This window comes from Streptomyces sp. NPDC050161 (genome assembly GCF_044460025.1).
Classification (GTDB): domain Bacteria; phylum Actinomycetota; class Actinomycetes; order Streptomycetales; family Streptomycetaceae; genus Streptomyces.
On record NZ_JBITJM010000001.1, the window covers coordinates 486,500 to 512,924 of the forward strand.

The window sequence follows — 26,425 nt, forward strand, 5'->3', positions numbered from 1 at the left end:
GGTTGGCGGGCGGAGTGCGGCGTTCCGTCGGCGGGTACGACGAAGGGCGGTGCCCGAAAACGGCGGACGGCCGGGGATCTCTCCCCGGCCGTCCGCCGGATTCCGACACCGCCCACGCTCCGGGTCACGTCACGGATACCCCGGAGCGGTCGATGGTGTTCCGAACGCCGTGGTGTGCGGCGTTACTTGACGGCGACGCCGTTCCACGCGGCCTCGACACCCTTGACCTCGGCGCTGCCGGCCTTGTACAGGTCGGTGGCGGCCTTGACGGTCGCCTCGCGGGCGGCCTTGTAGTCGGTGTTCGAGGTCATGTACTCGGTGAGCGCCTTGAACCAGATCTTCTCGGCCTTGTCCCGGCCGATGCCCTCGACCTTCGAGCCGTCGGCGGTCGGGCTGTCGTACTTCACGCCACCGATCTCCTTGGCGCCGCTGCCCTCGGACAGCAGGTAGAAGAAGTGGTTGGCGACACCCGACGAGTAGTGCGGGTCGAGACCACCGGTGCTGGAGTCCCAGTTGTCCTGCGACTGGCCGTCCTTGGAGGGCTTGTCCATGTAGCGCAGCGGGGTGCCGTCACCGTTGATGTCGATCTTCTCGCCGATGAGGTAGTCACCCGGGTCGGACTTGTTGTTCGCGTAGAACTCGACCGAGGTGCCGAAGATGTCCGACGTGCCCTCGTTGAGACCGCCGGACTCGCCGCTGTAGGTGAGGTTGGCGGTGGCGGAGGTGACACCGTGCGACATCTCGTGTGCCGCGACGTCGATGGCGGTGAGCGGGGCCTTGTTGCCCTCGCCGTCGCCGTACGTCATGCAGAAGCAGCTGTCGTCCCAGAAGGCGTTGACGTAGTTGTCGCCGTAGTGGACGCGCGAGGAGGCACCCTTGCCGTCGCCCTTGATGCCGGTGCGGCCGTGCACCTCCTTGTAGTAGTCCCAGGTCTCGGCCGCGCCGTAGTGCGCGTCGACGGCCGCGGTCTGCGGGTCGTCGGGCTTGCCGGTGCCCCAGTTGTCGTCGTCGTCCGTGAATGCCTTGCCCTCGCCGTCCTCGGCGTTCTCCAGGTTGGTGGTCTTGTGGCCACCGCGCCCGCCGTCGGTCAGCGTGTAGCCGCTGCCCTCCTTGGTGGTGCCGAGCTCGACGCTGCCGCTGAACTCGCTCTCGCCCTTGCCGGTGTGGATCTCGTCGTACTGGAAGAGCTTCTTGCCGCTGTTGGCGTCGGTGATGACGTGCAGCCGGCTGGGGGTGCCGTCCTTCTGGACGCCCTTGACGACCGTGTCGTACGCCAGGACCGGCGAACCGGAGGCGGCCCAGACGACCTTCTTCGCGGCCTGCGCGCCGGTCTGCTTCGCGCTGATGGACTTGGCGGCGGTGCCGTGCGCGCTCTTCGCGGCGGCGGACGCGGCGATCTTCGGCGTGAGGGAGGCGACCTTGATGGTCTTCTGCGTCGACTTGGTGGTGCTCTTGATGGCGCCGCCCTTGGCGGTGTGCACGACCATGTCGCCGCCCAGCACCGGGAGTCCGGCGTAGGTGCGGTCGAAGCGGGTGTGGGTGGTGCCGTCGGCGTCCTTGATGACGTCCTTGACGACCAGCTTCTCCTGGGAGCCCAGGCCCAGTTCCTTGGCGGTCTGCGCCTTGGTCGCGCTCGCGTCGCGGAGCAGCTCGGCGCGGTGCGAAGCGGTGAGCTTCAGGGGGGCACCGCTCTGGTCGGTCTGCGCGGGCGAGGCGCCTGCGCTGCCGGCGGTGATGCCGGCGGCGAGCAGGGCCGCGGCGGCGACGACGGTACCGGTAACGCGGGTCTTACGGGATATGCGGGGGGTCACGCGTGCTCCTTCAACTTTGCCAAGTGGTGGGGGTGCAAAGCGATGCGGGTGTGACGTGCGTCGGGAAGACTGCCATTCGAACGCGTGCATGTCAGGAGGGCCGGGCAAGGTTGGCCGAAAATCGTCCGTAGAGAGAAGATCGCTGTCCGTATAACGGAGTCGGGCGCCGCCTCCGACATTCCGGAAGCGGCGCCCAACTCGCTGTTTGTGCAGTTCAGTTGTGGTGTGACGGGGGTCGGGACTCAGGACTGCCACACCGAAGTGGCCGCCCGGTGCCGTCGGACCGTCAGAACGTCAGCTTCCAGCCGTTGAGCGTGCCGGAGTCGTAGCGGTACAGATCCTGCACCTTCAGCTTCCAGGTGCCGGTGGCGGCCTGCGCCGAGGCGTTGACGGTGTAGGTCTGCTTGACGTCGGCGGCGCCGTCCGACGTGCTCGCGTTCTTCAGCCGGTAGATCGAACCGTCCGGCCCGATCAGGTCGATGACGAGGTCACCGCGGTAGGAGTGGGTGATGTCCACCGACACCTTCAGACCGCTGGGCGCCTTGCCCGCCCGGCTGACCGTGATCGGCGAGGTCACCGCCGCGCCGCCGTCGGGGATCCGCACCGCGCCGGTGCTCTCGTAGACGTTGTCGCCGCCGGGGTCGGTGCCGTCGTCGACCCGGGAGCCGACGTTCACCGCCGCCCAGGTGTTGGCGACGGTGTTGTACGACGCGCTGCCCTGGCCGAACAGGTCGGCCGCGGCCTTCAGAGTGGCCGTACGGGCCGCCGCGTAGTTGGTGTTGGCGCTCATGTACTGGCTGAGCGCCTTGAACCACACCTTCTCGGCGTTGGCCCGCCCGATGCCGGGCACCGGCTTGTTGTCGTAGGTCGGGCTGTCGTAGTGCACGCCGCCGATGTCCTTGGCGCCGCTGCCCTCGGACAGCAGGTAGAAGAAGTGGTTGGCGACGCCTGACGAGTAGTGCACGTCCTTGTTGCCGACGCTGCTCGACCAGTAGTCGGCCGACGCGCCGTCCTTGGAGGGCTTGTCCATGTAGCGCAGCGGGGTGCCGTCGCCGTTGATGTCGATCTTCTCGCCGATGAGGTAGTCGCCCGGGTCCTCTGCGGTGTCGGAGTAGAACTCCACCGCGGTGCCGAAGATGTCGGACGTCGCCTCGTTCAGGCCGCCGGACTCACCGCTGTAGATGAGCCCCGCGGTCGCCGCGGTCACGCCGTGCGACATCTCGTGGCCCGCCACGTCCAGCGCCGTCAGCGGGCTGGCGTTGCCGCTGCCGTCGCCGTACGTCATGCAGAAGCAGCTGTCGTCCCAGAAGGCGTTGACGTAGCTGTTGCCGTAGTGGACGCGGGAGTACGCGGCGACGCCGTCGCCGCGGATGCCGGTGCGGCCGTGCACGTTCTTGTAGTAGTCCCAGGTCTCCTGGGCGCCGTAGGCGGCGTCCACGGCGGCGGTCTGGGCGTTCTGCGGCGTGCCGTCGCCCCAGGTGTCGTCCGCGTCGGTGAACAGGGTGCCGGTGCCGTACGAACCGTGGTTGAGGTTGTAGGTCTTGTGCCCGCCGCGCCCGTTGTCGGTCAGCGTGTACGAGGATCCCGAACCCGACGTGCCCAGCGTGACCTTGCCGCTGTACTCGCTGTTGCCGATGCCGTTCTCGATGCCCTGGTACTGGAAGATCCGGGCGCCGGTGGTGGCGTCGGTGATGACGTGCAGCGCGTTGGGCGTGCCGTCGTCCTGGAGGCCGCCGACCACGGTCTCGTACGCCAGCCGCGGGGTGCCGTCGGCGGCCCAGACCACCTTGCGCGGCGCCTGGTCGGCCTTGGTCTTCTCCGAGCCCTGCGCCTGCGCGGACTTGACGGCCTTGGACGCGGCGGCGGACGGCGTGACCTTCGCGGTCGTCGTCGGCACCGTCAACTTGGCGCGCAGCGGCTTGGTGACGCCCTTGACCGCGCCGGCCTTGCTCTCGTGCACGACCAGGTCGCCGCCGAGCACCGGGAGTCCGGCCCAGGTGCGTGCGTAGCGGGTGTGGGTGGTGCCGTCGGCGTCCTTCGAGACGTCCTTGACGAGCAGTTTCTCCTGGGCGCCGAGCTTCAGCTGCTTCGCCGTCGCCGCGGTGGCGGCGCCGGCGTCCCGTATCAACGTGCTGCGCTGGGACGGGGAGAGCGGGGCGGGCAGGGCGCCGGGGGCCGGCTCGGCGTGCTCGGTGCCGGGCTGCGGGGTGGCTGCCGTGCCGGCGGTGGCCTGTACGCCGACGGCCAGCATCGCCGTGACGGCGACCAGCGCGCCGGTCGCTACGGCGCGCCGATGGGGGGTGCGTCTCACGCTGACTCCTTCTGCTGGGCTGCGGCGGAGTGGCCGCTGCCGAGGGGGACCGGGCGGCGGGGGGCCGTCCGGGCAGAGCGAGGCAGAACACATGGAGCGTGTGGGGGGAGACGTGGTGCCGACTGCCGCGCGGGTGAGCCGTGGGGTCCGCGTGGCGGCTGCGGGGAAGAGTCCCACCGTCCCGCCGTCGTTGTCAGGGTCTCTTCAACTAAATGGCCGGAAACCGTCCGTTGCTCGGAATTCACCTCCGGATTACGGACAGATGGCGGGAAAACCCGGCGGGCGAGCCGGTTGCTCAGGCGCGCGGGGACGGCAGCTCGCTGTCGCCGTGCCAGGAATGCCACAGCGTCGCGTAGGCGCCGCCGGCCGCCACGAGCGCGTCATGGGTGCCCAGTTCGGCCAGCCGGCCCGCCTCCATGACCGCCACCCGGTCCGCGTCGTGCGCGGTGTGCAGCCGGTGCGCGATGGCGATGACCGTACGGCCCGCCAGCACGGCGGCCAGCGCGCGCTCGGCGTGCCGGGCGGTCCGCGGATCCAGCAGCGCCGTCGCCTCGTCCAGGATCACCGTGTGCGGATCCGCCAACAGCACCCGTGCCAGCGCGAGTTGCTGGGACTGCGCGCCGTCCGGGCGGAAACCGCCGGCCCCCAGCTCGGTGTCCAGACCGGCGGGCAGCCGCGCCGCCCAGTCCGCGCCGACGGTGGCGAGCGCGGCCCGCAACTCGGCGTCGGCCGCTGCCGGGGCGCCGATCAGCAGATTGTCCCGGACCGTCCCCAGGAACACATGGTGCTCCTGGGTCACCAGGACCACCTGCCGCCGCAGGACTTCGGGCGCAAGACCGGCGACCGGCACCCCGCCGACCGTCACCGCACCGCCGCTCGGCGCGTCCACCCCGGCGAGCAGCCTGCCCAGCGTGGACTTGCCCGCGCCGGAAGGACCGACGAGCGCGAGCCGTTCGCCCGGCCGCACACTCAGATCGACGCCGCGCAGCACCTCGTCACCGGAGCCGCCGGGGTAGGCGTAGCGCACACCGGTGACGTCGATGCGGTCGGCGGCTCCGGCACAACCGTACGGGCCGTAGCGGTGGCCGTCGGCGGGCGAGGGCGACGGGACCTGCGGGGTACGGCGGGCGGTACGGGGCGGGCCGGGCTTCCCCGAACCCGTGCCGTCCGCGGCTTCCAGGGCCGCGCCGACACCCTCGACCCGCGCGAACGCGGCGCCGCTGCTCTGCAGTTGCTCCACCCAGAGCAGGACGGTGTCCATCGGCGCATACACCTGCCGCAGATACAGCGCGGCCGACACCACCACCCCCAGGCTCACCACCCCGGAGCCGTGCAGCGCCCCGCCTGTCAGCAGCACCCCCACGACCGGCACCATGTACGAGACGTCCACCGCGGGAAACAGGACGCTGCGCAGGAACAGCGTCCGCAACCGGGTGCGCCGGCAGCGCTCGACCGCCTCCTGGCAGGCCGCCGCACGGCGCTCCTGGAGGCCGAGCGCCTCGACGGTCCTGGCGCCCGCCGCCGTCGCGGCCAGCAGCTCGGCCAGCGCCGACTGGGCCGCGCCCTCCGCCAGATACGCCTCCCGCGCCCGGCGCAGATACCAGCGGACGGCGAACCAACCGCCCAGCAGGCCCAGGCCGCAGGCGCCGAGCCGCGGATCGAGCAGCACCACGGCACCGAGCAGGAACAGCGCCTGGACCGCGGCGACCGACACCTCGGGCGCCGCGTCGCGCAGCGTCCTGCCGACGGTGGCGACATCCGTCGTGCCGCGCACCGTCAGGTCCCCGGTACCCGCCCGCTCCACGACCGCGGCGGGCAGCACCAGCGCGCGGTCGACGAACTCCGTACGCACCCGGTCCAGCGTCCGCTCACCGAACCGGTGGCCGACATAGCGCGCATACCGCGCCAGCAGCAACTGGGCCACCGCGCAGACCAGGAGCACCAGCGCCAGCCGGTCCACCGCGCCCGTGCCGCCACCGGCCCGCACGGTGTCGACGATCCTGCCGAGCAGCCAGGGACCGGCGAGACCTGCCGCCGCCGCCAGCGCGTTGAGGGCGAGCAGCGCGGCGAAGGCACGGCCGTCCCTGCGGACGAGTCCGAGCGCGGCGCGCCGGGTCCTGCGCGGTCCCGCCACCGGCAGCGCGCCCTCCGGTGCGGTCTCCCGGCCGCCGCTCACCTGGCCTCCTCGACCTGTACGCCGTCCGGTTCCGCGGCCCCGGCGTCGTCATCGCCGCGCGCCACCAGCCTGCGGTACTCCGGCTGAGACGCGAGGAGTTGACGGTGGCTGCCGACCGCCGCGACCCGGCCGCCGACCAGGTGGTACACGGTGTCGGCGCGGTCGAGCAGCAGCGGCGACGTGCTGGTGACGACGGTCGTACGGCCCGACCTCGCGGCGCGCAGCCGGGCCGCGATGGCCGCTTCGGTGTGCGCGTCGACGGCCGACGCAGGTTCCACGGCGAGCAGTACCTCGGGGTCGGCCAGCAGCGCCCGCACCAGCCGGACGCGCTGCCGCTGCCCACCGGAGAGATTGCGTCCGCCCGCCGCGACCGGCGAGTCCAGACCGTCCGGCAGCCCGCGCACGATGTCGTCGGCGACGGCGGAGTGCAGGGCATCGGCCACGGCCGCGGCCTCCCGTTCGCGGCGTCCCGAGATCACCTCGCGCAGCGTGCCGGCGAACAGCTCCGCCTCGTTGTCGGCGACCAGGATCCGCTCGCGCAGCCGCGCGCGATCGACGTCGTCGACGCGTACCGCGCCCCACGTGGCGGACGGCTCCGCGAAGCCGCCGAGCCGGTCGATCACCGCTGCCGAATCGGCGGGACGTGCCGAGGCCAGCGCGGTCAGCTCCCCTGGCACCACCTCGACACCCGACTCCGGGTCGCGCAGCGCGGACGGCACCGCGGGACCGTCCGGCGTGCCGCCGCAGGCCCCGCCGTCGGCCGGTGGCTCCAGGTCCAGGAAACGTGTCACCCGGCGGGCGGCGACCAGGCCCCGGGTGAGGTCGTAGCCGCCTTCGATGAAGAACGTCACCGGGATCACCAGCGCCGCCGTATAGCCGTACACGGCGACCAACTCGCCGACGCTCAGCGCGCCTTGGGCCGCCATCCGGGCCGCGAGCCAGGTCACGGCGGCGAGGAACAGGGTCGGCAGGCCCACCCCGAGCGCCTGGATCCAGCTGGTCACCGCGCCGACCCGGTACCCCTCGGCGCGCAGCGCGTCCGACTCCCGGCGGTACCGCGCGGCGAACGCCTCCTTGCCGCCGAGCCCGCCCAGCACCCGCAGGCCGCCGACCAGGTCCGTCAGCCGCGCGGCCAGACCGCTCTGCCGTTCGCGGTAGCGGGACTCGGCGCCCTGCAACCGCCCCAGCAGCGGCCCCACCAGCACCGCGAGCAGCGGCACTCCCAGCAGTACCAGCACGGCGAGCAGCGCCGACACCGACAGCAGCAGGACGGCCACCACCCCGTACGCGAGGACGGCGCCGACGCCGGGCCCGGTCAGGGTCAGCGTCTGGCTGATCACGGCGACGTCCCCGACGCCGATGGTGACCACCTCGCCCGCCGTCGCCTTGCGCGGCAGCGCGGCGCCCAGTCGCAGCGTGTGCGCCACGACGACCCGCACCGTACGGAAGGTGGCGTCCATCCGGATCTTGGTCATGGTGCGGTGCCGCATGATCGCGAGGAAGGCGTTCAGCACCCCGGTGGCCAGCAGGACACCGCTCCAGCCGAGCAACGACCCCGTCCTGCCGGGCGCCAGACCCTCGTCGATGGCGCGGGACAGCACGTAAGGCGGCAGCATCAGCCCGACCATCCACAGGCTGCCGAACGTCGCACCGGCCGCGACCCGGCGCAGCTGGCTGCGGGTCAGCCACCACAGATAGCGCGCGGGGCCGCGGTGGTCGGGCACGCCGGGGCCCGCCGCCCCACGGCCGGATATGCCCGGCTCCGGCGCGTCCCACAGGTCCAAAGCAGGGGCGCTCATGCCCGCACCCTATGCGAGGCGATCCGGCACCAAGAGGGGCCGGGTCAGCGCCTGACGGCCCGCAGGATCACGAACTTCGGGTCGGAAGCGACCACTTCGCAGTTGCCGAAGAGGCGGCGCAGCCGTACGTGGTAGCCGAGGTGGCGGTTGCCGATGACCCACAGTTCGCCGCCGGGGCGCAGCGCGGCCCGCGCCCCGCCGAACATGCTGCGGGCGGTCGCGTCGGACGTCGCGCGATGGCTGTGGAACGGCGGGTTGTTGAGGACCAGGTCCACCGAACCGGCCGGCACCTGCGACAGCGCGTCGCCGACGACGAACTCGGCCTTCGCGTCGGCCGGCGCGTTCGCCGCGAAGGTGGCCCGCGCCGACGCCACCGCCGAGAACGACTCGTCGATGAAGGTCACTTCGGCCCCGGGGTCGGCCAGCGCCATCGCGGTACCGACCACGCCGTTGCCGCAGCCGAGGTCCACCACCCGGCCGCCCCGGGGCGCGGGCAGGTGCGCCAGCAGGAAGCGGGTGCCGATGTCGAGCCGGTCGGCGCAGAAGATGCCGGCGTGATTGGTGACCGTACGGCCCGAGACGATCCCGACGTCCGCGGGCAGCGGATAACTGCGCGGCCAGGAGCTGGGGACGCGGGGGAGCCCGGGGTCGGGGGTGCAGAAGATCAGCCGCGCCTTCTTGACGGCGAGGGAGGTCCTGGTCGGCCCGATGATCTGCTCGAACAGCTTCAGCGTCGAGGTGTGGATCTCGGTGACCATGCCCGCGCCGACGACGCGGGTACCGGCGTGCACGGCGGGTGCCAGCCGGCGCAGCTGGTCCTCCAGCAGCGCGAGGCTCTTGGGCACGCGGACCAGCAACAGGTCGATCCGCTCCGGCGGCGCGTCCAGCACGGAGTGCAGCCCCACCGCCTCCGGGTCAACACCGCTGCGCCGCAGATTCGCCACCGTCGCCCGCTGCGTGAGATACGAGTCGGTGATCTGCACGGGACGCCGCGCGGCCAGCGCGGTCGCCAGCGCGCCCCACCGGTCGCCGAGGACGACGGTGGCGCCGGGGCCGGTACCGGCCCCGGTCTCGGCTTCGCCCCCGGCCTCGATCTCGGCCAGGTGCTGGAGCAGGTACGCGTCGGCGGCGTCCCAGGCGCGGAGCGTGTCGCGGGGGTCCTCGGGGAAGCGGGTGAGGTCGAACGCACCCCATGACGTCGTGAAACGGTTCATCGTGGACTCAGGCTAGCCGAGAGCGGCACGGGGGTGCGGCGGGGCCGGGGGCTGCGGGGGGCAGCCGTTCAGCGGCGCTGCGGCGCAGCCCCGTGCCGGAGGCCCGGTGCCTACCCCAGGGATGCGCCGGTGTGCCGCTGCTGTGCCGTGGTGAGAGCGCGGACGACGAAGATGGCGGTCAGCGCTGCGCCGACGACGGCGGCGTCGGATGCCAGGAGCGGTGATACGCCCTCGTAGGCGCGGGCGATGACGCCGTCAGTGGAGTCCGTGGAATTCAGGCCGAGACCGCTCAGCAGGCCGACCAGCCACAGGCCCCACCACCAGTTCACGACGTGCGGCAGCCGCTCGTCCGGGGCGCTCGCACGGTGGATGTCGGCGATGATGCCGCGCGGCACCCACAGGTTCGCGATGGGCACGATCCAGCCCGCGTAGACCCACGGCCAGGCGTAGCGCGGCGGCTTTCCCGAGAGGGTGCGGGCGTTGGCCTGGACGCGCAGCAGCCAGATCAGGAAGGTGAGCGCGCAGAGCACCGTGGCGGCGTCTCCCAGGGTGCTGACGAAGTGGTAGGCGTTCTCCAGGGAGGTCAGCGGGCGGTGCTTGCCGTCGCCCTGGTCCGGCGGCCCGGAAGCGGGCATCCCGGACATGGCGAGCCGGATCTGCCACGCTCCCCGGAGCCCCCAGGCGGCTGCGGCGAGGGCGAGGGCGGCGATGGCGCAGCGGGCCGCTCCGCGGACCGGCTGCAGGGACGGCGGCGCTATGTGATCGTTCACCGGGTCATCCTGGCGCACGCGCGGCCGGGGACGCCAGGCAGGGCCAGCACGCCTGCCCCGTCGGCCGGTTGACGCGCGAAGTGCCCGGATATGGACCTGCGTCGGCCGCGCGGACCGTACCGCTCCCACCGTGCCGCCATAGACTTGAAGGGCCGGGCCGGGGGAGACGAGGGCTCGGGAGTGGGGAGGCCACCCCAGGAGGACGCGATGTTGCGGCAGACCCGACTGGCCGGGGAATCGGCGGACCACCTCGCCGCCCGCGAAGAGCTGCGGCGGGCCGAGATCGACCTCATGCGCCACCGCGAGCAGGTCGCGGCACAGCGACGGGCACTACCGCAGGGGCCGCCCGTCGGCGACTACGTCTTCATCGAGGGCCCCGCCGGACTCGACGCCGGTGACACACCGGTCCGCGAGGTCACCCTGAGCGGTCTTTTCACCGCCCCGGACCGTCCGCTGATCGTCTACCACTTCATGTACGGCAAGCGGCAGACCGAACCCTGCCCGATGTGCACCCTGTGGATCGACGGTTTCCAGGGCATCGCCCACCACGTCGCCCGCAACGCCGACTTCGTCATCGCCGCTGCCGCCGAACCGCCCGTCCTGCGGCAGCACGCCCGCAACCGCGGCTGGTCCCGGCTGCGGCTGCTGAGCTGCGGCGACAGCACGTTCAAGTACGACCTGGGCAGTGAGGACGAGGACGGTGAGCAGGACTCCACCGTCTCCGTCTTCACCCGCGACGCGGACGGCACGGTCCGCCACCGTTACTCCGCCCACCCCCGCCTGGCCGAGGACATCGACGAGCGCGGCATCGACCTCCTGGCACCCGTCTGGCACCTCCTCGACCTGACCCCGCAGGGCCGCGGCGACTGGTACCCGAGCGTCGACTACTGATCTCCGCGGTGCGTACGAAGGAACGGCTTCTTGATCGAATTCTTGGGAACTGATCTTTTCCGCTCGCTCGCACGCGCAGGGGAACGGCCGAAAACTGCGTATACGCCGTAACGGGCCGTTGTCACGATGAGCGCTGTTCTGTCAGGCTGCTCACCAGTTTCCGCTGATTCCATTGAGGCGTTTCATTGCCGAACGGCAGGGGATCTTCATGCTTTTGTCGGGATCGGATACTGCCGTATTACGTTCACAGGAGGCATCGAGCTGGCTGCTCGGCGAGCTGACCAGCAAGGGCCGAATTCCCTTCCGGCTGGCCTGCCGCAGATTGACGGTGTGGGAGGCGCTGCTCGTCCAGTACGTGCTCGGCAGGACCGACGTCGAATGCGTCGCGGACCCGGATCCCGACGCCGACCTCATACCGGTGACCCGCTCCGCCCTCTTCGGTATTTCCCTCTGGAAGCCCGGTGAGCTGCGGGAATCCGCTCCGGAGCCGCTCGCCTGGATGCGGGTGCCGCCCGAGGTCCTGGACATGGTCGACGAGGAGGAACGGTCCGCCCAGGCGCGGGAAGCCGCCGCATTCCACGAGGTCGACGCCATACTCCGCAGTTGGGAGGAGAAAGGGGAACTCGATCACCGGCTGATCCGGCTGGCCGACTGGGTCGAACGCGTCGAGACGGTTTACATATTCGTGGGGCGCGAGGTCTTCTCGAAGTCCGACGCCGGCAGCAACACCTTGACGCGGGAAGGCCGCCTGGCGAATCTCCGGCAACGCCCGGTCGAAACCTGGCACCGGGCGGACCGGTTATTCGTCGTCCTTGCGCACTGCCTGTTCCGCAGCGGCCGTTCCGTCCGCTTCGAGGAGTTCAACGGCGTACAGCTTTCGGCGACCGGGCTCCGCCAATATCTGCTGGACCGCCACGCGCATTACCGCGCCGCAATCGGACGCCCGCCGTGCAATCCCGGCGGTATGCCGCTGCTGGATCTCGCCGATGAGGTCCGCGCCCTCCAGAGCGAGGTCGACCGGCACTCGCCCCTCATGCGCTACCGCCGCATCAACGGCCTGACCTTCGCGAAGAACGAGTACCTGGCCGACTTCCCGCAGCCACGCGACCCGCACGCGCTGCCCGAGCTGATCGCCCGCCACGGCCGCGCCCACCTGGGTGTCGAGCCGACCGGACGGGTACGGGACGACCTGCGCTCCCTCGCCGTCGCGGCCACCCTCCGCGACGCGCAGGCAGCCGCGGACGCCGGGCCCCGGGCCGGGCACGGTGCCGTCGGGGAACTCCTCGCCGCCCTCGTGCTCTCCGCCGTCCACGCCACCGGTTCCGACTACGGCATGAGCAGTTCCGTCCGCGACCTCGCACGGCTGCGCGGCGCCGGGCCCGGCGGTCCCGACGGGGTGCTGGAACTCAAGAAGGCCGACTTCGTCTGCTGCTGCCTGCCCCACCCCACCCGCATGGCCGGGGACGGCGAGGAAACCGCCCGCATCCTGTGGCGGGCCGCCCAGCGCATGATGTACAACCGCTGGCACTTCGCCCCCGGCGAATTCGACCGCGAGGCCATTCCCGAGAAACGGCACTACTTCTTTCCGCCGCAGGTGCCCGACATCACCGAGCACGCCGAGCACCACCACGGCGGCCACACCGCCTCACGGGTGCGCTTCTCCATCCGCGCCCCCGGCGCCCAGGCATGGCACCCCCCGTTCACCGTCTTCGGCCACGGCTTCCGCGGCTGCTACGACATCCGGCTGGTCCGCACCGACCGCCCGGCCTACACCCTGCGAGAACTCCGGGAGGCCGTACGCCACTGCTCGCTCGTCGACGAACTGTGGCGGACCCTCGCGGACGGCGTCGAGCACGGCACCCTGCCCGTGCGCCCGATGGGCGGCTTCGACCGCGACTGGTACCTGTCGCGGGGGTGGCAGCGGCTGGACGCGTACCCCCTCGGCACCGGGGCCCTGCCCGTACCCGGCTGACCGCCGCCGCGCTCCCGGCGGCGCCGCCACGGCCCGACACCACGGCGCGCGACCGTGCCCGCCCGCCGCCACCTCCCGAGGAGGACACACCCGTATGACCGAGCAGACCGCGGGCCAGGACCCGGGCCCTCCCGTACCGGTCGCCGACGTCGTCAACACCGTCGCCGGGACCGCCTGCCAGGACACCCGGCACCGCATCCACTACCGCGAGGACGGTGAGATCCGCTCGCTGAGCCTCGCCGACCTCGACGCGGCTGCCGTCCGGGTGGCCGCCCGGCTCCACGCGCTCGGCATCCGCGCCCGCGACCGGGTCGGCGTCATGGCGCCCAACCGGATCGAGTGGGTGCTGCTCGACCTCGCCGCGCTCAAGCTCGGCGCGGTGACCGCCGGAATCGAACCGGACCGCTACCAACCCGCCGCCGTACTCGCCGAGTTCGGCCTCGGCCTGCTGTTCACCGGCGACCCCCACCACGCCGGCGACGCCTCGGGCGCGGTGCACGACATCGCGCAGGTCCACGCCTGGGCCTTCGACACGGTCGGCACCCCGGCCGACGCGCCCGCGCTGCCGCCCCACCCCGGCTACGATCCGGCCGACATCTGCGCGGTCAAGCAGACCTCCGGGAGCACCGGGCCGCCCAAGGGCATCGAGGCCACCGTCGCCAGCGTCAACCGGTCGCTGGCCGCCGTGCAGGAGATGTTCGACCACCGCGACGGCGACAACCTGCTGGTCTTCCTGCCCGTCCGGTTCCTCCAGCAGCGCTACTGGATCTACTCGGCCCTCGCCCACGGCCACGACGTCACCCTCGCCGACCGGGTCACCGCGGTGGAGACGGCGCACGCGGTCTCCCCGACCGTGATCATGGGGGTGCCCGGGTTCTACGGGCAGCTCATGACCCGGCTGGAGGCCGACGGGATTCCCGCCGACCCGGCGGGCCGCGGGGCGGCGATCCAGCAGGCGCTCGGTGGCCGCATCCGCTACCTGTGGACCGGATCCGCCCCGGCAGGGCGCCAGGTCCTGCACTTCTTCCACGACGCGGGCGTCCCCCTCCACGAGGGCTACGGCCTCAACGAGACGTGCATCGTCACCAAGAACCACCCCGGCGCCTTCCGGGTCGGCAGCGTCGGCCGGGTCCTGCCCCACAAGCGGATCCGCTTCGACAAGGACGGCATCCTCATCGTCGGCAGCAGCCACCCCGTCAACACCCGCTACACCTGGTGTGCGCCCGGCGCCAACGAGCGGGTGTTCCTACCCACCGGCGAGGTGAAGACCTACGACATCGGCCACGTCGACGAGGACGGCTTCCTCTACATCGACGGCCGCGTCGACGACACCGTCACCCTGAGCGGAGCACTCAACATCCTGGTGCCCCTCGTCGAGGAACGCCTCCGCGAGCTGCCGGGGGTGCACGACTGCGCCGTCTTCGGCGACGGCAGGCCCTACCTCACCGCGGTCGTCTCACCGGCCGCCCCCGACCTCGACGGGGAGGCGCTCGCCCGCGACCTGGCCAAACTGAACCAAGAACTCCGCTACGAGCAGCGCCTCTTCGCCGCCGTCATCGCCCACGAGCCGTTCTCCATCGAGAACGGCCTGCTGAACGCCCAGTACAAGCTGATGCGGACACCGATCGGCGCCCGCTACGCGGGAGACCTGGAACGGGCCTACGCGGAACACCGGATCTACAACGACGGCACCGTCGGCGACGCACCGGTGCTGGTGACGGCGGCGGCCGGCCCGCCACACGACGGACGAGCGGAGGACGAGCAGAAGTGAGCTGGGACAAGCTGGCCGAACTGGAGCTGGCCAACGACCGGGTGACCCTGCGGCGCATCCGCATCGCCGACACCGATGCCTTCGCCGAGATCGCGTACGAGCCGGAGATCTGGCGCCACTTCGTGCAGCGCATCGCGACGCGGGACGACCTGCACACGTTCATGGAGACGGCGATCCGGGACACCCTGACCGGCACCCGCATCGTGTTCGCCGTCCTCGACAACGCCACCGGGCGGATCGTCGGCAGTACCGCCTACGGCAACCTGTCAGCGGCCGAACGCCGGCTGGAGATCGGCTGGTCGTGGCTGTACGCGGGGGCCCGCAGGACCGGCGTCAACCGGGCCGTCAAGCTGGCCCTGCTCCACCACGCGTTCGGCGAACTCGGCTGTGCGCGGGTCGAGTTCAAGACCGACGTGCGCAACGCCGGGGCGCGGGCCGGCCTGGCCGGCATCGGAGCGACCGAGGAAGGCGTCCTGCGCAGCTTCAACTTCATGCCGGGCGGGCGCCGCCGCGACATCGTCTACTACAGCATCCTGCGTGACGAGTGGCCCGCCGTACGCAAGGAACGGTTCGAGGCGACCGGCGCCGGCAGCTGAACCTCACCACCACGGCAGCACGTCCACAGGGGGAGGGCACACAGTGCAGCACGAGTTCGTCATCGAAGCCGCCGGAGAGCGCCTGGCGGCGACAAAGATCACGGGAGCCGACGGGGCGGAGCCACGGATCCTGGCCCTGCACGGCCTGGGCACCACCGCGACCCGGCACCGGGTGCGCTACCTGCTCGACGCACTGGCGGACCACGGACACGCCTCGCTCACCTTCGACTTCTCCGGCAACGGCGACAGCACCGGAGCGCTCACCCGGTCCACCCTGTGCCGTCGCCGCACCGAGACCCTGGCCGCGGCCGGCCAACTGGCGAAGAACGGGCCGCCCGTGCTCATCGGCACCAGCATGGGCGCTCACCTCGCCGCCTGGACCGTGCCGGAGCTGCGTCCCCGCGCCCTGGTGCTGTTCTGCCCGGCGACCTACCCCGCGCACGCCGCCGACCTGCCCTTCGACGGCAGCCTGGTCCGCCCCGCCAACCACCCCGACTCGCCCGCGTACGCCGCCCTGCGCCGGTTCGACGGCGATCTGCTGATCTTCGGCGCCCGCCAGGACCAGGTCTGCCCGCCCGAGGTCATCGAGGGGTACCTCGACCACGCCCGCAGCGCCCGCTCCGCCGAGGTCGTCTGGCTCGAAGACTGCGACCACTTCGTCCACCGCTGGCTGCCAGGCCAGGAATCCCTGCGGGACGACGCCGTGCACGCCGTGCTGCGGCTGCTCGCCGCCTGACCCCCACCCACGCCCGCACCCGGGAGGCGCATCGCCATGCAGACCGAGCGGAACCTGCTCAAACGACGTGACATCGACGCCCTGAAGACGGTGGCGGCGGCCTTCCGCTCCGGCCCGCTGGCCGGGCTTCTCGACTCCGCCCCGGAGCTGGAGCGCCGCAGCGGCCTGACGCGGGAGGAGTTCGAGCGGGAGTACCGCTTCAGGGGCCGCCCGGTCGTGCTGGACGGCTACGCCGCCGACTGGCCGTCCGTACGCCACTGGACCTTCCAGAACCTCGCCGACCGCTGCGCCGACGTCCCGGTCGTGGTCGACAGCTACCGCAGCGAGGCCGCGCGCCTGACCACCTTCGGAGAGTTCGTCACCCGGCTGGAGGCGAGCGCGGGCAGCGGCGCCGACCCGCTCTACCTCCAGGAGTGGTACTACCGGACCGTCGCCCCCGAGCTGGCCGACGACCTGCCCGAACTGGACATCGCCCAGTACGACTTCCGGCGCGACCTGTACGGCGAGGCCGCCTCCACCAACCACCAGCTGTGGATCGGCCAGCAGGGCGGCATCACCCGCCTGCACCAGGACGCGTACTCCGTCGACGTCATGCACGCGCAGATCGTCGGTGAGAAGCTCTGGCACATCATGGGCCCCGGCGCCGAACTGCTGCCGGGGCCCGGCGGCGCGGCGCAACTGGACGCGCTGTGCGCCTCCCCCGACACCCGGCTGATGCGCTTCGTCCTGCGGCCGGGCGACGTGCTCTACCTCCCCGCGCTGTGGTTCCACCGCATCGAGCTGCTCAGCGACTCCATCGGACTCGGCCGCAAATGCCTGGACCAGGCCCACCTCGGCGCCCACATCCGCCAGCGCATCGGGGAGTTGCTGGCCCTCGCCCTCAACCCGGACGAGCTGCGCGTCACCCACTCCGAGCTGTTCGACGTCGTCATCGCCAGAGCCAGGGCCCTGGCCGACCGGATGGACATCGACCTGTCCCGGCTGCGTCAGTGAGGTAGAAAGAGCCCATGAGGCAACAGCACATCCTGCTGGTCGGCGGCCGAGGCCACGAATTGCCCAAGGCGGCGGCGCTGAACCTGCGCCACTCGATGATCCAGATCCCGGAGCGGGCGAACGAGGCGCACGCCGCAGCCGCCGCGCGGTACGCCGTCCTGGACTACCGGAACCTGGACGAGGTCCTTCCGCTCGCCCGGGACTGGCACGCCGCAGACCCCTTCGACGCCGTGCTCTCCTTCACCGAGTACGGCCTGGAGCCCGCCTCCCGGATCGCGATCGACCTGGGCGTTCCCGGGGGAAACCTGACCGCCGTCCTCGCCACCCGCGACAAGACCAGGACCCGCGCGCTGCTCGACCGGCACGGCCTGAGCCCCGTACGCCACCGCCTGTGCACCGCAGTATCGGACGCCGCCGCCTTCCTGGACGAGCTCGACGGGCAGCCCCTCGTGCTCAAGCCACCGTCGGGCGGCCTCAGCGAAGGGGTCTACGTCGTCGGGTCCGCCCGGCAGCTCGCCGAGCGCTGGCCCTGGACCGCGGCCGTGGCCGGCCGGGAGCCGGTGCTGGCGGAGGAGTTCCTCACCGGACCCGAGTACAGCGTCGAGTCGGTCTCCCGGCACGGCAGGCACGAGGTCGTCATGGTCACCGAGAAGATGACCACGGGCTCACCCGGCTTCGTGGAACTCGGCCACCAGGCCCCCGCCCGCCTCGACGCCGGTGACCGGGACGCGATCGAGAAGCTCGTCCTGCAGTTCCTCGACCTCATCGGCCAGCGGACCGGACCGGTCCACAGCGAGCTGCGCCGCACCCCGAACGGCCCGCGCCTCATCGAGGCCCAGACCCGCGTCGGCGGCGACCAGATCTGGGAGATGTGCCAGCTGGTCAGCGGAGCCGATCAGATCACCGAGACCCTCTCCGCCCTGCTGGGCCTGCCGGACCCGCCGCGCGTCCCGAAGGCCCGCGCGGCTGCCATCCGCTTCTTCTCCCACGAAAACGTCCGCATCCGGCACGTCGACGGCGTCCCCGACGCCGAGCGCGCCCCCGGCGTCATCCGGGCGGTGTGCACCCTGCGGCCCGGCCGGCAGCTCGGCCCCCTCGTCTCATCCGACTCCCGCCAGGGCTACGTGCTCTGCGCCGGCGACAGCACGGATGACGCCGTGGCCAGGGCCGAGGCGGCGCGCGACCTCGTCCGCGTGGACGCCGTGCCGCTCACCGGCACCGCGGCACGGTAAGTCAAGGAGTGACCATGCGAGTTCTCGTGATCGGCACCAACAGGATGTGCCACGAACGGCTTCGCGACCAGGGCCACGAACTGGTGCTCTTCGTCCCGCGGGCCAGGGCCAGGCGCGAGGACGCGACCGGCCCGTACGCCCATGTGGTGATCCTCGACGACGGCGCAGGTGACGGCCTGTGGGCCGACATCGCCGAGGCCCTGCACCGCAGCGCGCCCTTCGACACCGTCGCCGCGCACAACGAGCACACCTACCCCATCGTGCACGCCGTCAGCGCACGTCTCGGCATCCCCTCCACGGTCGACCTCGACCTGTTCCACCGGGTGCTGGACAAGGCGAAAATGCGGGAGATCCTCGACAAGCACGACATCCCCAGCTGCCGGCACACCTACGCCCGCGGCCGGCAGGCCGTCCTGGAAGCCGTCGGTGAGATCGGCCTGCCGTGCATCGTCAAGCCGGTGGACACCGAGGCCAGCGTGGGGGTTTCGCGCATCGGCACCCCCGAGGACATCGAGGCGGCACTGCACCGGGTCGGCTCCGCACACATCGAACGAGGGGTGCTCGTCGAGGAGTTCCTCGACGGCAGGGAGCTGAGCGTCGAGGCGTTCTCCACCGGTGGCCGGCACCGCATCGTCGCCGTCACCCGCAAGTTCACCGACGCCGAGACGTTCGTCTCGCGTGGCCACGTCGTGCCCGCCCCGCTCGCCCCCGATGAGCACGCCGCCGTCACCGCGTACGTCACCCGCGTCCTCGACGCCTTCGGCTTCCACGACTGCCCCTCGCACACCGAGGTCATGCTGACCGACCGCGGGCCGCGCATCATCGAGATGCACAACCGGATCGGCGGGGACGCCATCATGGATCTCGTCCACCTCTCCACCGGCGTGGACATGTACGACCTGGTCGCCCGCCAGAGCATCGGCGAGGACATCGGCGCCCTGCTGCCCCGGGAGACCGTCCACGACCGCAGCGCCGCGGCCTGGTACGCGGCCCCCTCCGGACCGGCGACGCACACCCTGCTGGACGTGCACGGCGTCGAGCAGGTCCGCGACCTGCCCCACGTCCACGCCGTCACGCTGCTGAAGGAGCCGGGGAGCCCGCAGCCCACGGTCCGGCAGAACTTCGACCGCTCCGGCCGTGTCATCGCCGTCGGCGACTCGCCCCGGCAGGCGGTGAGCCGCGCCCGCGAGGCGACCGGCATGCTGCGCTTCGTCTACGGCTGGAGCGCGCCGGACGTGTGAGCCGGGGGATGCGTCCCGGGTGGCCTGCGCGATCACACCGGCCGCCCCGGGGGCCCGCTCACCCCACGCTGTCCCGCCAGGCCCGGTGCAGCGCGGCGAAGCGGCCCCGGCCGGCGATCAGGGCGGCCGGGGTGCCGTCCTCCACGATCCGGCCGTCCGCCATGACCAGCACCCGCTCGGCGATCTCCACCGTCGACAGGCGGTGCGCGATCACCACGGACGTACGGCCCCGCAGCACGGTGTCCATGGCGCGCTGCACCGCCCGCTCGCCCGGAATGTCCAGCGAGCTGGTCGCCTCGTCCAGAATCAGCACCGCCGGGTCGGCCAGCAGGGCCCGCGCGAAGCCGACCAACTGCCGCTGGCCCGCGGATATTCGGCCGCCGCGCTTGCGGACGTCCGTGTCGTAACCGTCCGGCAGCGCGGCGATGAAGTCGTGTGCGCCGATCGCCCTGGCCGCCTGCTCGATCTGCGCGCGGGTGGCGTCGGGGCGGCCGATGGCGATGTTGTCGGCGACCGTGCCGGAGAACAGGAACGCCTCCTGGGTGACCATCACCACGCCCCGGCGCAGCTCGGCGGCGGACAGCTCCCGCAGGTCGACGCCGTCGAGCAGGACCCGGCCCTCGGTCGGGTCGTAGAAGCGGGCCAGCAGCTTGGCGAGGGTCGACTTGCCCGCGCCCGTCGAGCCCACCACGGCGGTGGTCCCGCCCGCGGCCAGCGTCAGGGCGAAGCGGGGCAGCACCTCGCCGCCGGTGCGGTAGGCGAAGCGGACGTCGTCGAAGGTGACCGTGCGGCCGGGGCGGCCTTCGGCGACGGGCGGCAGCTCCGCGGGCGACTCGGGCTCCGGAACGGACGGGCGCTGCGCGAGCAGCCCCGCGATCTTGCCGAGCGAAGCCGCCGCCGACTCATAGGAGTTGAGGAACATGCCCAGCCGGTCGATGGGGTCGTACAGGCGGCGCAGATACAGCACGGCCGCGGCCAGCACCCCCAGCGGCAGGCCGCCGGCGGCCACCCGGTACGCGCCCCAGAGCACGATCGCGGCGACCGCGGTGTTGGCCACCAGGCCGGACAGCGCGACATAGCGGGCCATCTCCAGGGTCGCGTCGCCGTTGACGCCCTGGTGCCGGTGGTTCAGCCGGGCGAACTCGGCCTCGTTGGCCCGCTCCCGGCGGAACGCCTGCACCGGGCGGATGCCGTTGACCGTCTCCGTGAACTTCACGATGACGGCGGCGATGGCCGATGACTTCGTGCCGTACACCTGCTGGGAGCGGCGGCGGAAGGACGCCACGAGGAGATACAGCGGGCCCGCCGAGACGAGGGCCGCGGCGCCGGAACCCCAGTCCAGGTACAGCAGCATCGCGGTGATGTACACCGTCGACAGGCCGACCGAGATCAGCTCTTCCAGGCCCTCCTCCAGGAGTTCGCGCAGCGACTCCACGTCCGTCGTCGCGCGGGATATCAGCCGGCCTGAGGTGTAGCGCTCGTGGAAGTCCAGGCTGAGCACCTGCGCGTGCCGGAAGATCCTGCCGCGCAGATCGAGCAGGACGTCCTGGCTGATCCTGGCCGAACACCTGACGAAGAGGTACTGGAGCCCGCCGGACGCCGCGGCGCACAGCAGGGCCGCCACCGCCACGGCGATCAGCGGGCCGGTGTGCTGCGCGCGCAGGGCGGGCACCGCGCGGTCGATCGCGAACGCCACGAGCAGCGGCCCCGCCTGCACCGCCGCCTGCTGGAGCAGCAGCACGACGGCCGCCACCCGGACGCGCCCGGTGTGCGGGGCGAGCAGCGAACGCAGCAGGGCGCGGGAGGCGCCGTCCGGGGCCGGCAGCGCGTCCCGCTCGAAGGCGTCACCGGCCGCGGGCCCGGCCGCGCCGTCCGGCGGGGCGCCGTGTGCGGCGGCCGTCGTGGGGCCCCGGCCGTCGTCCTGGCTCTCGGGCGGCAGGTCCGTGGAAGGTGCCGTCATCGGGTGTCGCCTCCGTCGGGCCGTGGCGTTTCCCCGCCGGCCGGCGGCGGGTTCCCGGCCGCCGGCTCCGCTTCCCCGGCGCCGTCCGCGCCGGACATCAGGGCGGCGTACTCGGGGTGGCTGCGCAGCAGTTCGTGGTGGGTGCCGACGGCGGCGATCCGGCCGCCGGACAGCAGCGCCACCCGGTCGGCGAGCAGGACCGTGGACGGGCGGTGCGCGACGACCAGGGCGGTGGTGGTCGCCAGCACCGTGCGCAGCGCCGCCTCCACCTTCGCCTCGGTGTGCACGTCGAGCGCGGAGAGCGGGTCGTCGAGTATCAGGAAGCGGGGCCTGCCGACCACGGCACGGGCCAGCGCGAGCCGCTGCCGCTGGCCGCCCGACAGGCTCAGGCCCTGCTCGCCGACCTGTGTGGCGGAGCCTTCGGGCAGCGCGTCGACGAATCCGTCGGCCTGGGCCACCTCCAACGCGCGGCGCAGATCGCTCTCCTGGAGCTGCTCGCCGCCCATGAGGACGTTCTCCGCCGCGGTCGCCGAGAACAGCGTCGGTTCCTCGAACGCGACCGACACCAGGGCGCGGGCCTCCGCCCGCGTGAACGTGGTCAGGTCCCGCCCGTCGAGCGTGATCCGGCCGGCCGTGGCGTCGTAGAGCCGCGGCACCAGGGCGGTGAGGGTGGTCTTCCCGCTGCCCGTGGCGCCGACCAGGGCCATCGTCTCGCCGGGCCTGATGTGCAGGTCGATGCCGCGCAGCGTCGGCGGCGCGTCCGGAGGAGCGTCGGGATAACGGAACTCGACCCCCGCGAACTCCAGCCCGCCCACGCCGTCGGGCGCCGCGTCCCCGGCACCGGCCCCGGCACCGGGTGTCCGCTCCGGTGCGGCGGGTGCCGCCGGTTCGTCCAGCACCTCGAAGTACCGGTCGGTGGCCGTCGCCGCTTCGTTGCTCAGCGCCAGCAGGAAACCGATGGAGTCCACCGGCCAGCGCAGCGCGAGCGCCGTCGACAGGAACGCGACGAGGGTGCCGGCCGAGAGGCCGCCGTGCGCCACCTGGACCGTGCCCACCACCAGGGCGGCACCGATCGCCAGCTCGGGGAGGAAGGTGATGGCTCCCCAGATCGCGGCGAGCAGCCGGGCCTTGTGGAGTTCGGTGGTCCGCAGTTCGTGGCTCAGCCGCCGGGAGGCGCGGGCCTGGCTGCGGTGGCGCCCGAAGCCCTTCACGACCCGGATGCCGAGCACGGACTCCTCGATCACCGTCGTCAGATCGCCGACCTGGTCCAGCGCCCGGCGGGCGGCGAGCGCGTACTTCGCCTCGAACACCGAGCACACCACCATCAGCGGCAGCACCGGCGCCAGCAGGACGAGACCGAGCCAGAACTGCTGCGTCAGCAGGATCGCGCAGCCCACCAGGATCGTGACGCCGTTGACCATCAGGAACGTCAGCGGGAACGCCAGGAACATGCGCAGCATCTGGAGGTCGGTGGTGGCGCGGGACAGGAGCTGTCCCGAGGACCAGCGGTCGTGGAAGGCGACCGGGAGGCGCTGGATGTGGCGGTACAGGGCCTCGCGCATGGACGCCTCGACCCGGGCCAGGGGCCGGGCCACCAGCCAGCGCCGCAGCCCGAACAGGCCCGCCTCGGTGACCCCGAGCAGCAGCAGATACCCGCCGCCCAGCCACACCCCGCCCGGATCCCCCTCCGCCACCGGGCCGTCCACCAGCCACTTCAGCACCAGCGGAATGACCAGCGCGACGCAGGAGGCGACCACGGCCACCACCGCGGCGGTGGCCAGCCGCCCGCGCACCGGCCGGACGAAGGGCCACAGCCGCAGCAGGGAACGCACGGCGGAGTGCCCGTCCGGTCCGCCGGACGGGGAACGCGTCGGTGTACTCGTTGCAGCAGCCATCGTCAGTGAGAGTAAGGGCGACCACTGACAACGCTCACGTGGATTTCCGCCGGGCCCGCCGACCCGCCGCGACGACGGTCAGAACTTCTGCTGTTCGCTCCCGGGCGGGAGGAAGCAGGCCGTACTGACCTCCAGCCGGAGGGTGTTGGCGGGCTTCACGGTGTCGGCGACGATCAGGAAGCGCTCCTTGGTGTTCTTCCCGTACAGCGTGACCGCCGGCCGCTGCGGGTCCTCCGAGTAGTCGGAGACGTCCACACCTTGGCTCTTCAGCGCCTTCCGCAGCTTCTTGACGGCTGCGATCTGCTCACCGGCCGGGACGCGGGCGTACGTGGCGTAGCTGAGGGTGAACCTGCCGTCGTCCGCCACCTCGTCGTTCTTGCCGATGCACGCCTCGAAGTGTGTGCGGGGCGCCGGGTCATCGGCGATGTCCACCTGCGCGTGGTGGGCCATCGTCGCCGTGTACTGCTTGGCCCAGGCCAGCGTGTCCTCCCGGCTCTTCCGCGGCAGCGGGGCGTTGGCGTTCTCGGACGGCTGGGACATGCAGGCTCCCGTGAGCAGGGCGGTCAGGGCGATCAGGGTGAAGGACCGAACGGCCTTCGTGCGGTGGGCTGTCATGGGTTACGGGTGCGGTCCCATCGGAATGTCAGGGCGGCCCGTGTCGCCCGGGGGCGGCTCCTTCGGGGACGGGGTGGGGGTGACCCCGGCGATGACCTTGCCCTGGTTGGCGAGGCTCTGGCTCGGCCCGTGGTCGGTCTCGTCCCAGTAGCCGCTGTGTCCGTGCGTGTCCACCTTGAACCGCTGGCCGCCGAAGGCTTCCTGGGACGGATCGGGCCCCAGGGTCATGCCCGCGGCGTTCTTGATCCCGTCGTCCTGGGCCAGGCCGATGTAGACGTGGTCGGGATCGATGTTCAGGTCCTCGGCCTTGTCGACGGTCATGCCGGGGCTGCCGACCACCGCGATGTTGTCCGCGTCCAGGCCGCCGCCGTCCGAGGCCGCGGCGCCGACCACGGTGGAGCCGTAACTGTGCCCGAGCACACTGAGGTTGGCGGGTTCGCCCTCGTGCGAAGCGCGCAGTCCGTGTGTGAAGTTCCGCAGGTCGGGCGCGGCGTCCTCGGCCCGCCCGGTGCCGGCGACGTCCAGATTGCCCGCCTGGGATCCGGGGATCTCGGGAGCGTCGTATCCGAGCCAATAGACCATGGACGTCTTCGCGCCGGGGTCGGCGTCCCCCGCGGCGTTCTGCAGCTTGTCCATCCGGCCGAGCTGTCCCTCGGTGGATTCCATCGTCGTCGACGTGCCGGGAACGCTCACCCCGACATTGTCCGCGGTGTCCGGATTCCCCATGGCGAGAATGGCTTTTCCGTCGCCCTCGGAGTCGAACCCGAGCACGTAGAGCTGCTTTTCGCCGGTGATGCCGTCCCGCTTGTCCAGTTCCGTCTGGAGGGTCTGCATGTTGTTGAGGCGCTTGTTGTAGTCGTCGGTGGAGTACTTGTCGTGGTACTCGTAATTCTCCATCGCGCTCAACTCCTGCTCCAGCGCGAGCCTGTTGGCGTCATCCCGGGTCGCGGACGGCAGTCCGTCGGTCCTGCCGATGATTTCCGGATGGAGCGCCGCATAGGACTCCCGCTGGCCCTCAGGAAGGTTCTTCCACCATTCCGCGGCGTCCTTGGGGTCGTTCGGCGGATACGGCTTGCCGATATCGATGTTCAGGTCCTTGGAGACCTGCTTGACGTCGTCGCGCGCCTCGCCCGCCGCGTCGTCGATGTTGCCCTGGAGGATGTCGCCGCTGAGCCGCCCCAGCGCCTTGGCCGCCTCGTCGCTGGCGTCCCGCGCCCGCGCGATGCAGTCGTTGATCTCGATCTGGTAGTTCTCCAGCTTGGTGAAGAGATCGAGCCGATCCTGCCTGGTCTCGCCTTCCTGCTCCTTTTCCCGGCCCTTGGGCGGGTGGACGGCGCCCTCGTCGTCGACGAAGAAGTTCTCGCTCTCGATTTCCTTGACGGTGCTGCGCAGATGGCTCTGTGCGAGCAGCATCTTGGCCGCGCCCTGGGCGATGGTTTCGGATATCGCCATCGCTTCGGTGCGGACGATGCCGAAGCGGCTCTCCAGGTCTTCCAGGTAGAAGAGCGCCGCATCGGCGTCGTCCCCCGACCAGTTGGCGTGCAGCGGCCCGGTGACTTTCGTCCGGTGCCGGTCGTTGAGCTCGTCCATATGGGTGGACAGCCTGTGCCAGGCCGCCGATGCTTCGTCGCAGTCCGAGAAATCCTGCTTCAGCAGTCGCGAATAGTCGCTGGTCACTTGTGTTTACTTCCCTGTGGCAACAGCGGGTGACGGATGGCTTTTCCGTCTCTCGACGGATGGCTTTCCGTCTCTCACCCGAAGGGGGAATCGGCGGTCGGCATCGGCATGGGCTCGGCGTTCCGCATGTCGTCGGCGGTCCACTGCGCGCCGGGATCGCGGGCGGGACGCGTGGTGTTGCCCCGGTCCAGGAAGGCGGGCGGCGCCGGCAGCGGCGAGGTGCCTTCGGAGCCGACGGCGCCGGGTCCGCCGATGCCGCCGCCGGCGGGCGCGGCCAGGGTCTGCGGCGCCGACTGCGTCAGGCCATCGGTGTTCTCGAAGTCCGCGGACGTCGCGGTGTCGTTCCAGTCATGGCCTTCGGCGCAGGTCCGAAGGTTGGTGGCGCCGGTCTTGGCGCGCTTGTGCATGCCGTTCAGCGACGGCTGCCAGCTGTCGGCCGTGGCCAGCAGCGCCTGCGCGAGCGACCAGCCCTTGAGTGACGCCGCGGCGTCCTTGGTGCTGCTGAGGGCCTTGCGGTTCTTGTCCGTCATGTCATCCGAGATGGCGTCCTCCGCGTGTGCGGCGGCGCGCAGCTCTCCCGGATCGACGGATGTCTTGGACGACATCCTGTTGCCTTCCCCCGAGTCCAGATTGCGCCCCGACAATAGCAACGCCCTGGTGACAGCGGCTTCCGGCGTGCCCTCCCGGTGCGCGCGGCGGGACGGGCGGCGCGCTTCCCGGTGCGCCCCGTGGCGTGTGCGCCCCGGCCGCGCGGCATGCCGGACA

At 71.8% G+C, this 26,425-nt stretch carries 19 protein-coding genes; 8 read left to right on the top strand and 11 right to left on the bottom strand.

Annotated features, from left to right (window positions below; all coding sequences use genetic code 11):
- Positions 1-182: 182 nt before the first annotated feature.
- The 6 genes from ACIBK8_RS02160 to ACIBK8_RS02185 all read right to left on the bottom strand — a co-directional run bounded on the left by ACIBK8_RS02160 (position 183) and on the right by ACIBK8_RS02185 (position 10,081).
- Positions 183-1,811 (bottom strand): M4 family metallopeptidase, encoded by a 1,629-nt coding sequence (locus tag ACIBK8_RS02160; protein ID WP_399039574.1) that lies wholly within the window; start codon positions 1,809-1,811, stop codon positions 183-185.
- Between the two features lie 286 nt (positions 1,812-2,097).
- Positions 2,098-4,122, bottom strand: coding sequence for a M4 family metallopeptidase (locus ACIBK8_RS02165; protein ID WP_399039575.1), 2,025 nt, complete (start codon positions 4,120-4,122; stop codon positions 2,098-2,100).
- 295 nt (positions 4,123-4,417) lie between these two features.
- Positions 4,418-6,298 carry an ABC transporter ATP-binding protein gene (locus tag ACIBK8_RS02170; RefSeq protein ID WP_399039576.1) on the bottom strand — a complete coding sequence of 627 codons (1,881 nt, stop codon included), beginning with the start codon at positions 6,296-6,298 and terminating at the stop codon, positions 4,418-4,420.
- Positions 6,295-8,097, bottom strand: a complete 1,803-nt coding sequence (locus ACIBK8_RS02175; RefSeq protein WP_399039577.1) for an ABC transporter transmembrane domain-containing protein — start codon at positions 8,095-8,097, stop codon at positions 6,295-6,297. The genes ACIBK8_RS02170 and ACIBK8_RS02175 overlap by 4 nt, the downstream gene beginning before the upstream one ends.
- Before the next feature lie 44 nt (positions 8,098-8,141).
- Positions 8,142-9,311, bottom strand: a complete 1,170-nt coding sequence (locus tag ACIBK8_RS02180; RefSeq protein WP_399039578.1) for a methyltransferase — start codon at positions 9,309-9,311, stop codon at positions 8,142-8,144.
- A gap of 110 nt (positions 9,312-9,421) precedes the next feature.
- On the bottom strand, positions 9,422-10,081 hold the full coding sequence (locus ACIBK8_RS02185) for a DUF4328 domain-containing protein (protein ID WP_399039579.1): 660 nt from the start codon (positions 10,079-10,081) through the stop codon (positions 9,422-9,424).
- A 207-nt stretch (positions 10,082-10,288) separates the two neighbouring features.
- Here ACIBK8_RS02185 and ACIBK8_RS02190 point away from each other — a divergent pair, with 207 nt between their 5' ends.
- From ACIBK8_RS02190 to ACIBK8_RS02225, 8 genes are all read left to right on the top strand, one after another.
- The gene (locus ACIBK8_RS02190) at positions 10,289-10,972 is read left to right on the top strand and encodes a DUF899 family protein (RefSeq protein WP_399039580.1); all 684 of its coding nucleotides are present in this window, start codon (positions 10,289-10,291) and stop codon (positions 10,970-10,972) included.
- A 208-nt stretch (positions 10,973-11,180) separates the two neighbouring features.
- Entirely contained in the window at positions 11,181-12,944 is a 1,764-nt protein-coding gene (locus ACIBK8_RS02195) for a hypothetical protein (protein WP_399039581.1), read from the top strand.
- Positions 12,945-13,038: 94 nt separating this feature from the next.
- Positions 13,039-14,715, top strand: coding sequence for an AMP-binding protein (locus ACIBK8_RS02200; protein WP_399039583.1), 1,677 nt, complete (start codon positions 13,039-13,041; stop codon positions 14,713-14,715).
- Positions 14,712-15,311 (top strand): GNAT family N-acetyltransferase, encoded by a 600-nt coding sequence (locus ACIBK8_RS02205; protein WP_399039584.1) that lies wholly within the window; start codon positions 14,712-14,714, stop codon positions 15,309-15,311. The genes ACIBK8_RS02200 and ACIBK8_RS02205 overlap by 4 nt, the downstream gene beginning before the upstream one ends.
- Before the next feature lie 43 nt (positions 15,312-15,354).
- The gene (locus ACIBK8_RS02210; RefSeq protein ID WP_399039585.1) at positions 15,355-16,047 is read left to right on the top strand and encodes an alpha/beta hydrolase; all 693 of its coding nucleotides are present in this window, start codon (positions 15,355-15,357) and stop codon (positions 16,045-16,047) included.
- 36 nt (positions 16,048-16,083) lie between these two features.
- Entirely contained in the window at positions 16,084-17,040 is a 957-nt protein-coding gene (locus ACIBK8_RS02215) for a cupin-like domain-containing protein (protein ID WP_399039586.1), read from the top strand.
- 14 nt (positions 17,041-17,054) lie between these two features.
- Complete coding sequence (locus ACIBK8_RS02220; RefSeq protein ID WP_399039587.1) at positions 17,055-18,272, top strand: ATP-grasp domain-containing protein; 1,218 nt, start codon at positions 17,055-17,057, stop codon at positions 18,270-18,272.
- A 14-nt stretch (positions 18,273-18,286) separates the two neighbouring features.
- On the top strand, positions 18,287-19,513 hold the full coding sequence (locus tag ACIBK8_RS02225) for an ATP-grasp domain-containing protein (RefSeq protein ID WP_399039588.1): 1,227 nt from the start codon (positions 18,287-18,289) through the stop codon (positions 19,511-19,513).
- Positions 19,514-19,571: 58 nt separating this feature from the next.
- Here the strand turns inward: ACIBK8_RS02225 and ACIBK8_RS02230 are convergent, their stop codons facing one another.
- The 5 genes from ACIBK8_RS02230 to ACIBK8_RS02250 form a co-directional block, all read right to left on the bottom strand.
- A complete protein-coding gene (locus tag ACIBK8_RS02230; protein WP_399039590.1) occupies positions 19,572-21,473 on the bottom strand; it encodes an ABC transporter ATP-binding protein in 1,902 nt (633 codons plus the stop codon).
- The gene (locus ACIBK8_RS02235; RefSeq protein ID WP_399039591.1) at positions 21,470-23,368 is read right to left on the bottom strand and encodes an ABC transporter ATP-binding protein; all 1,899 of its coding nucleotides are present in this window, start codon (positions 23,366-23,368) and stop codon (positions 21,470-21,472) included. The genes ACIBK8_RS02230 and ACIBK8_RS02235 overlap by 4 nt, the downstream gene beginning before the upstream one ends.
- A 78-nt stretch (positions 23,369-23,446) precedes the next feature.
- Entirely contained in the window at positions 23,447-23,983 is a 537-nt protein-coding gene (locus ACIBK8_RS02240; protein ID WP_399039592.1) for a hypothetical protein, read from the bottom strand.
- Positions 23,984-23,986: 3 nt separating this feature from the next.
- Complete coding sequence (locus ACIBK8_RS02245) at positions 23,987-25,660, bottom strand: alpha/beta hydrolase (protein ID WP_399039593.1); 1,674 nt, start codon at positions 25,658-25,660, stop codon at positions 23,987-23,989.
- Positions 25,661-25,734: 74 nt separating this feature from the next.
- Positions 25,735-26,265, bottom strand: a complete 531-nt coding sequence (locus ACIBK8_RS02250) for a hypothetical protein (RefSeq protein ID WP_399039594.1) — start codon at positions 26,263-26,265, stop codon at positions 25,735-25,737.
- Positions 26,266-26,425: the final 160 nt, after the last annotated feature.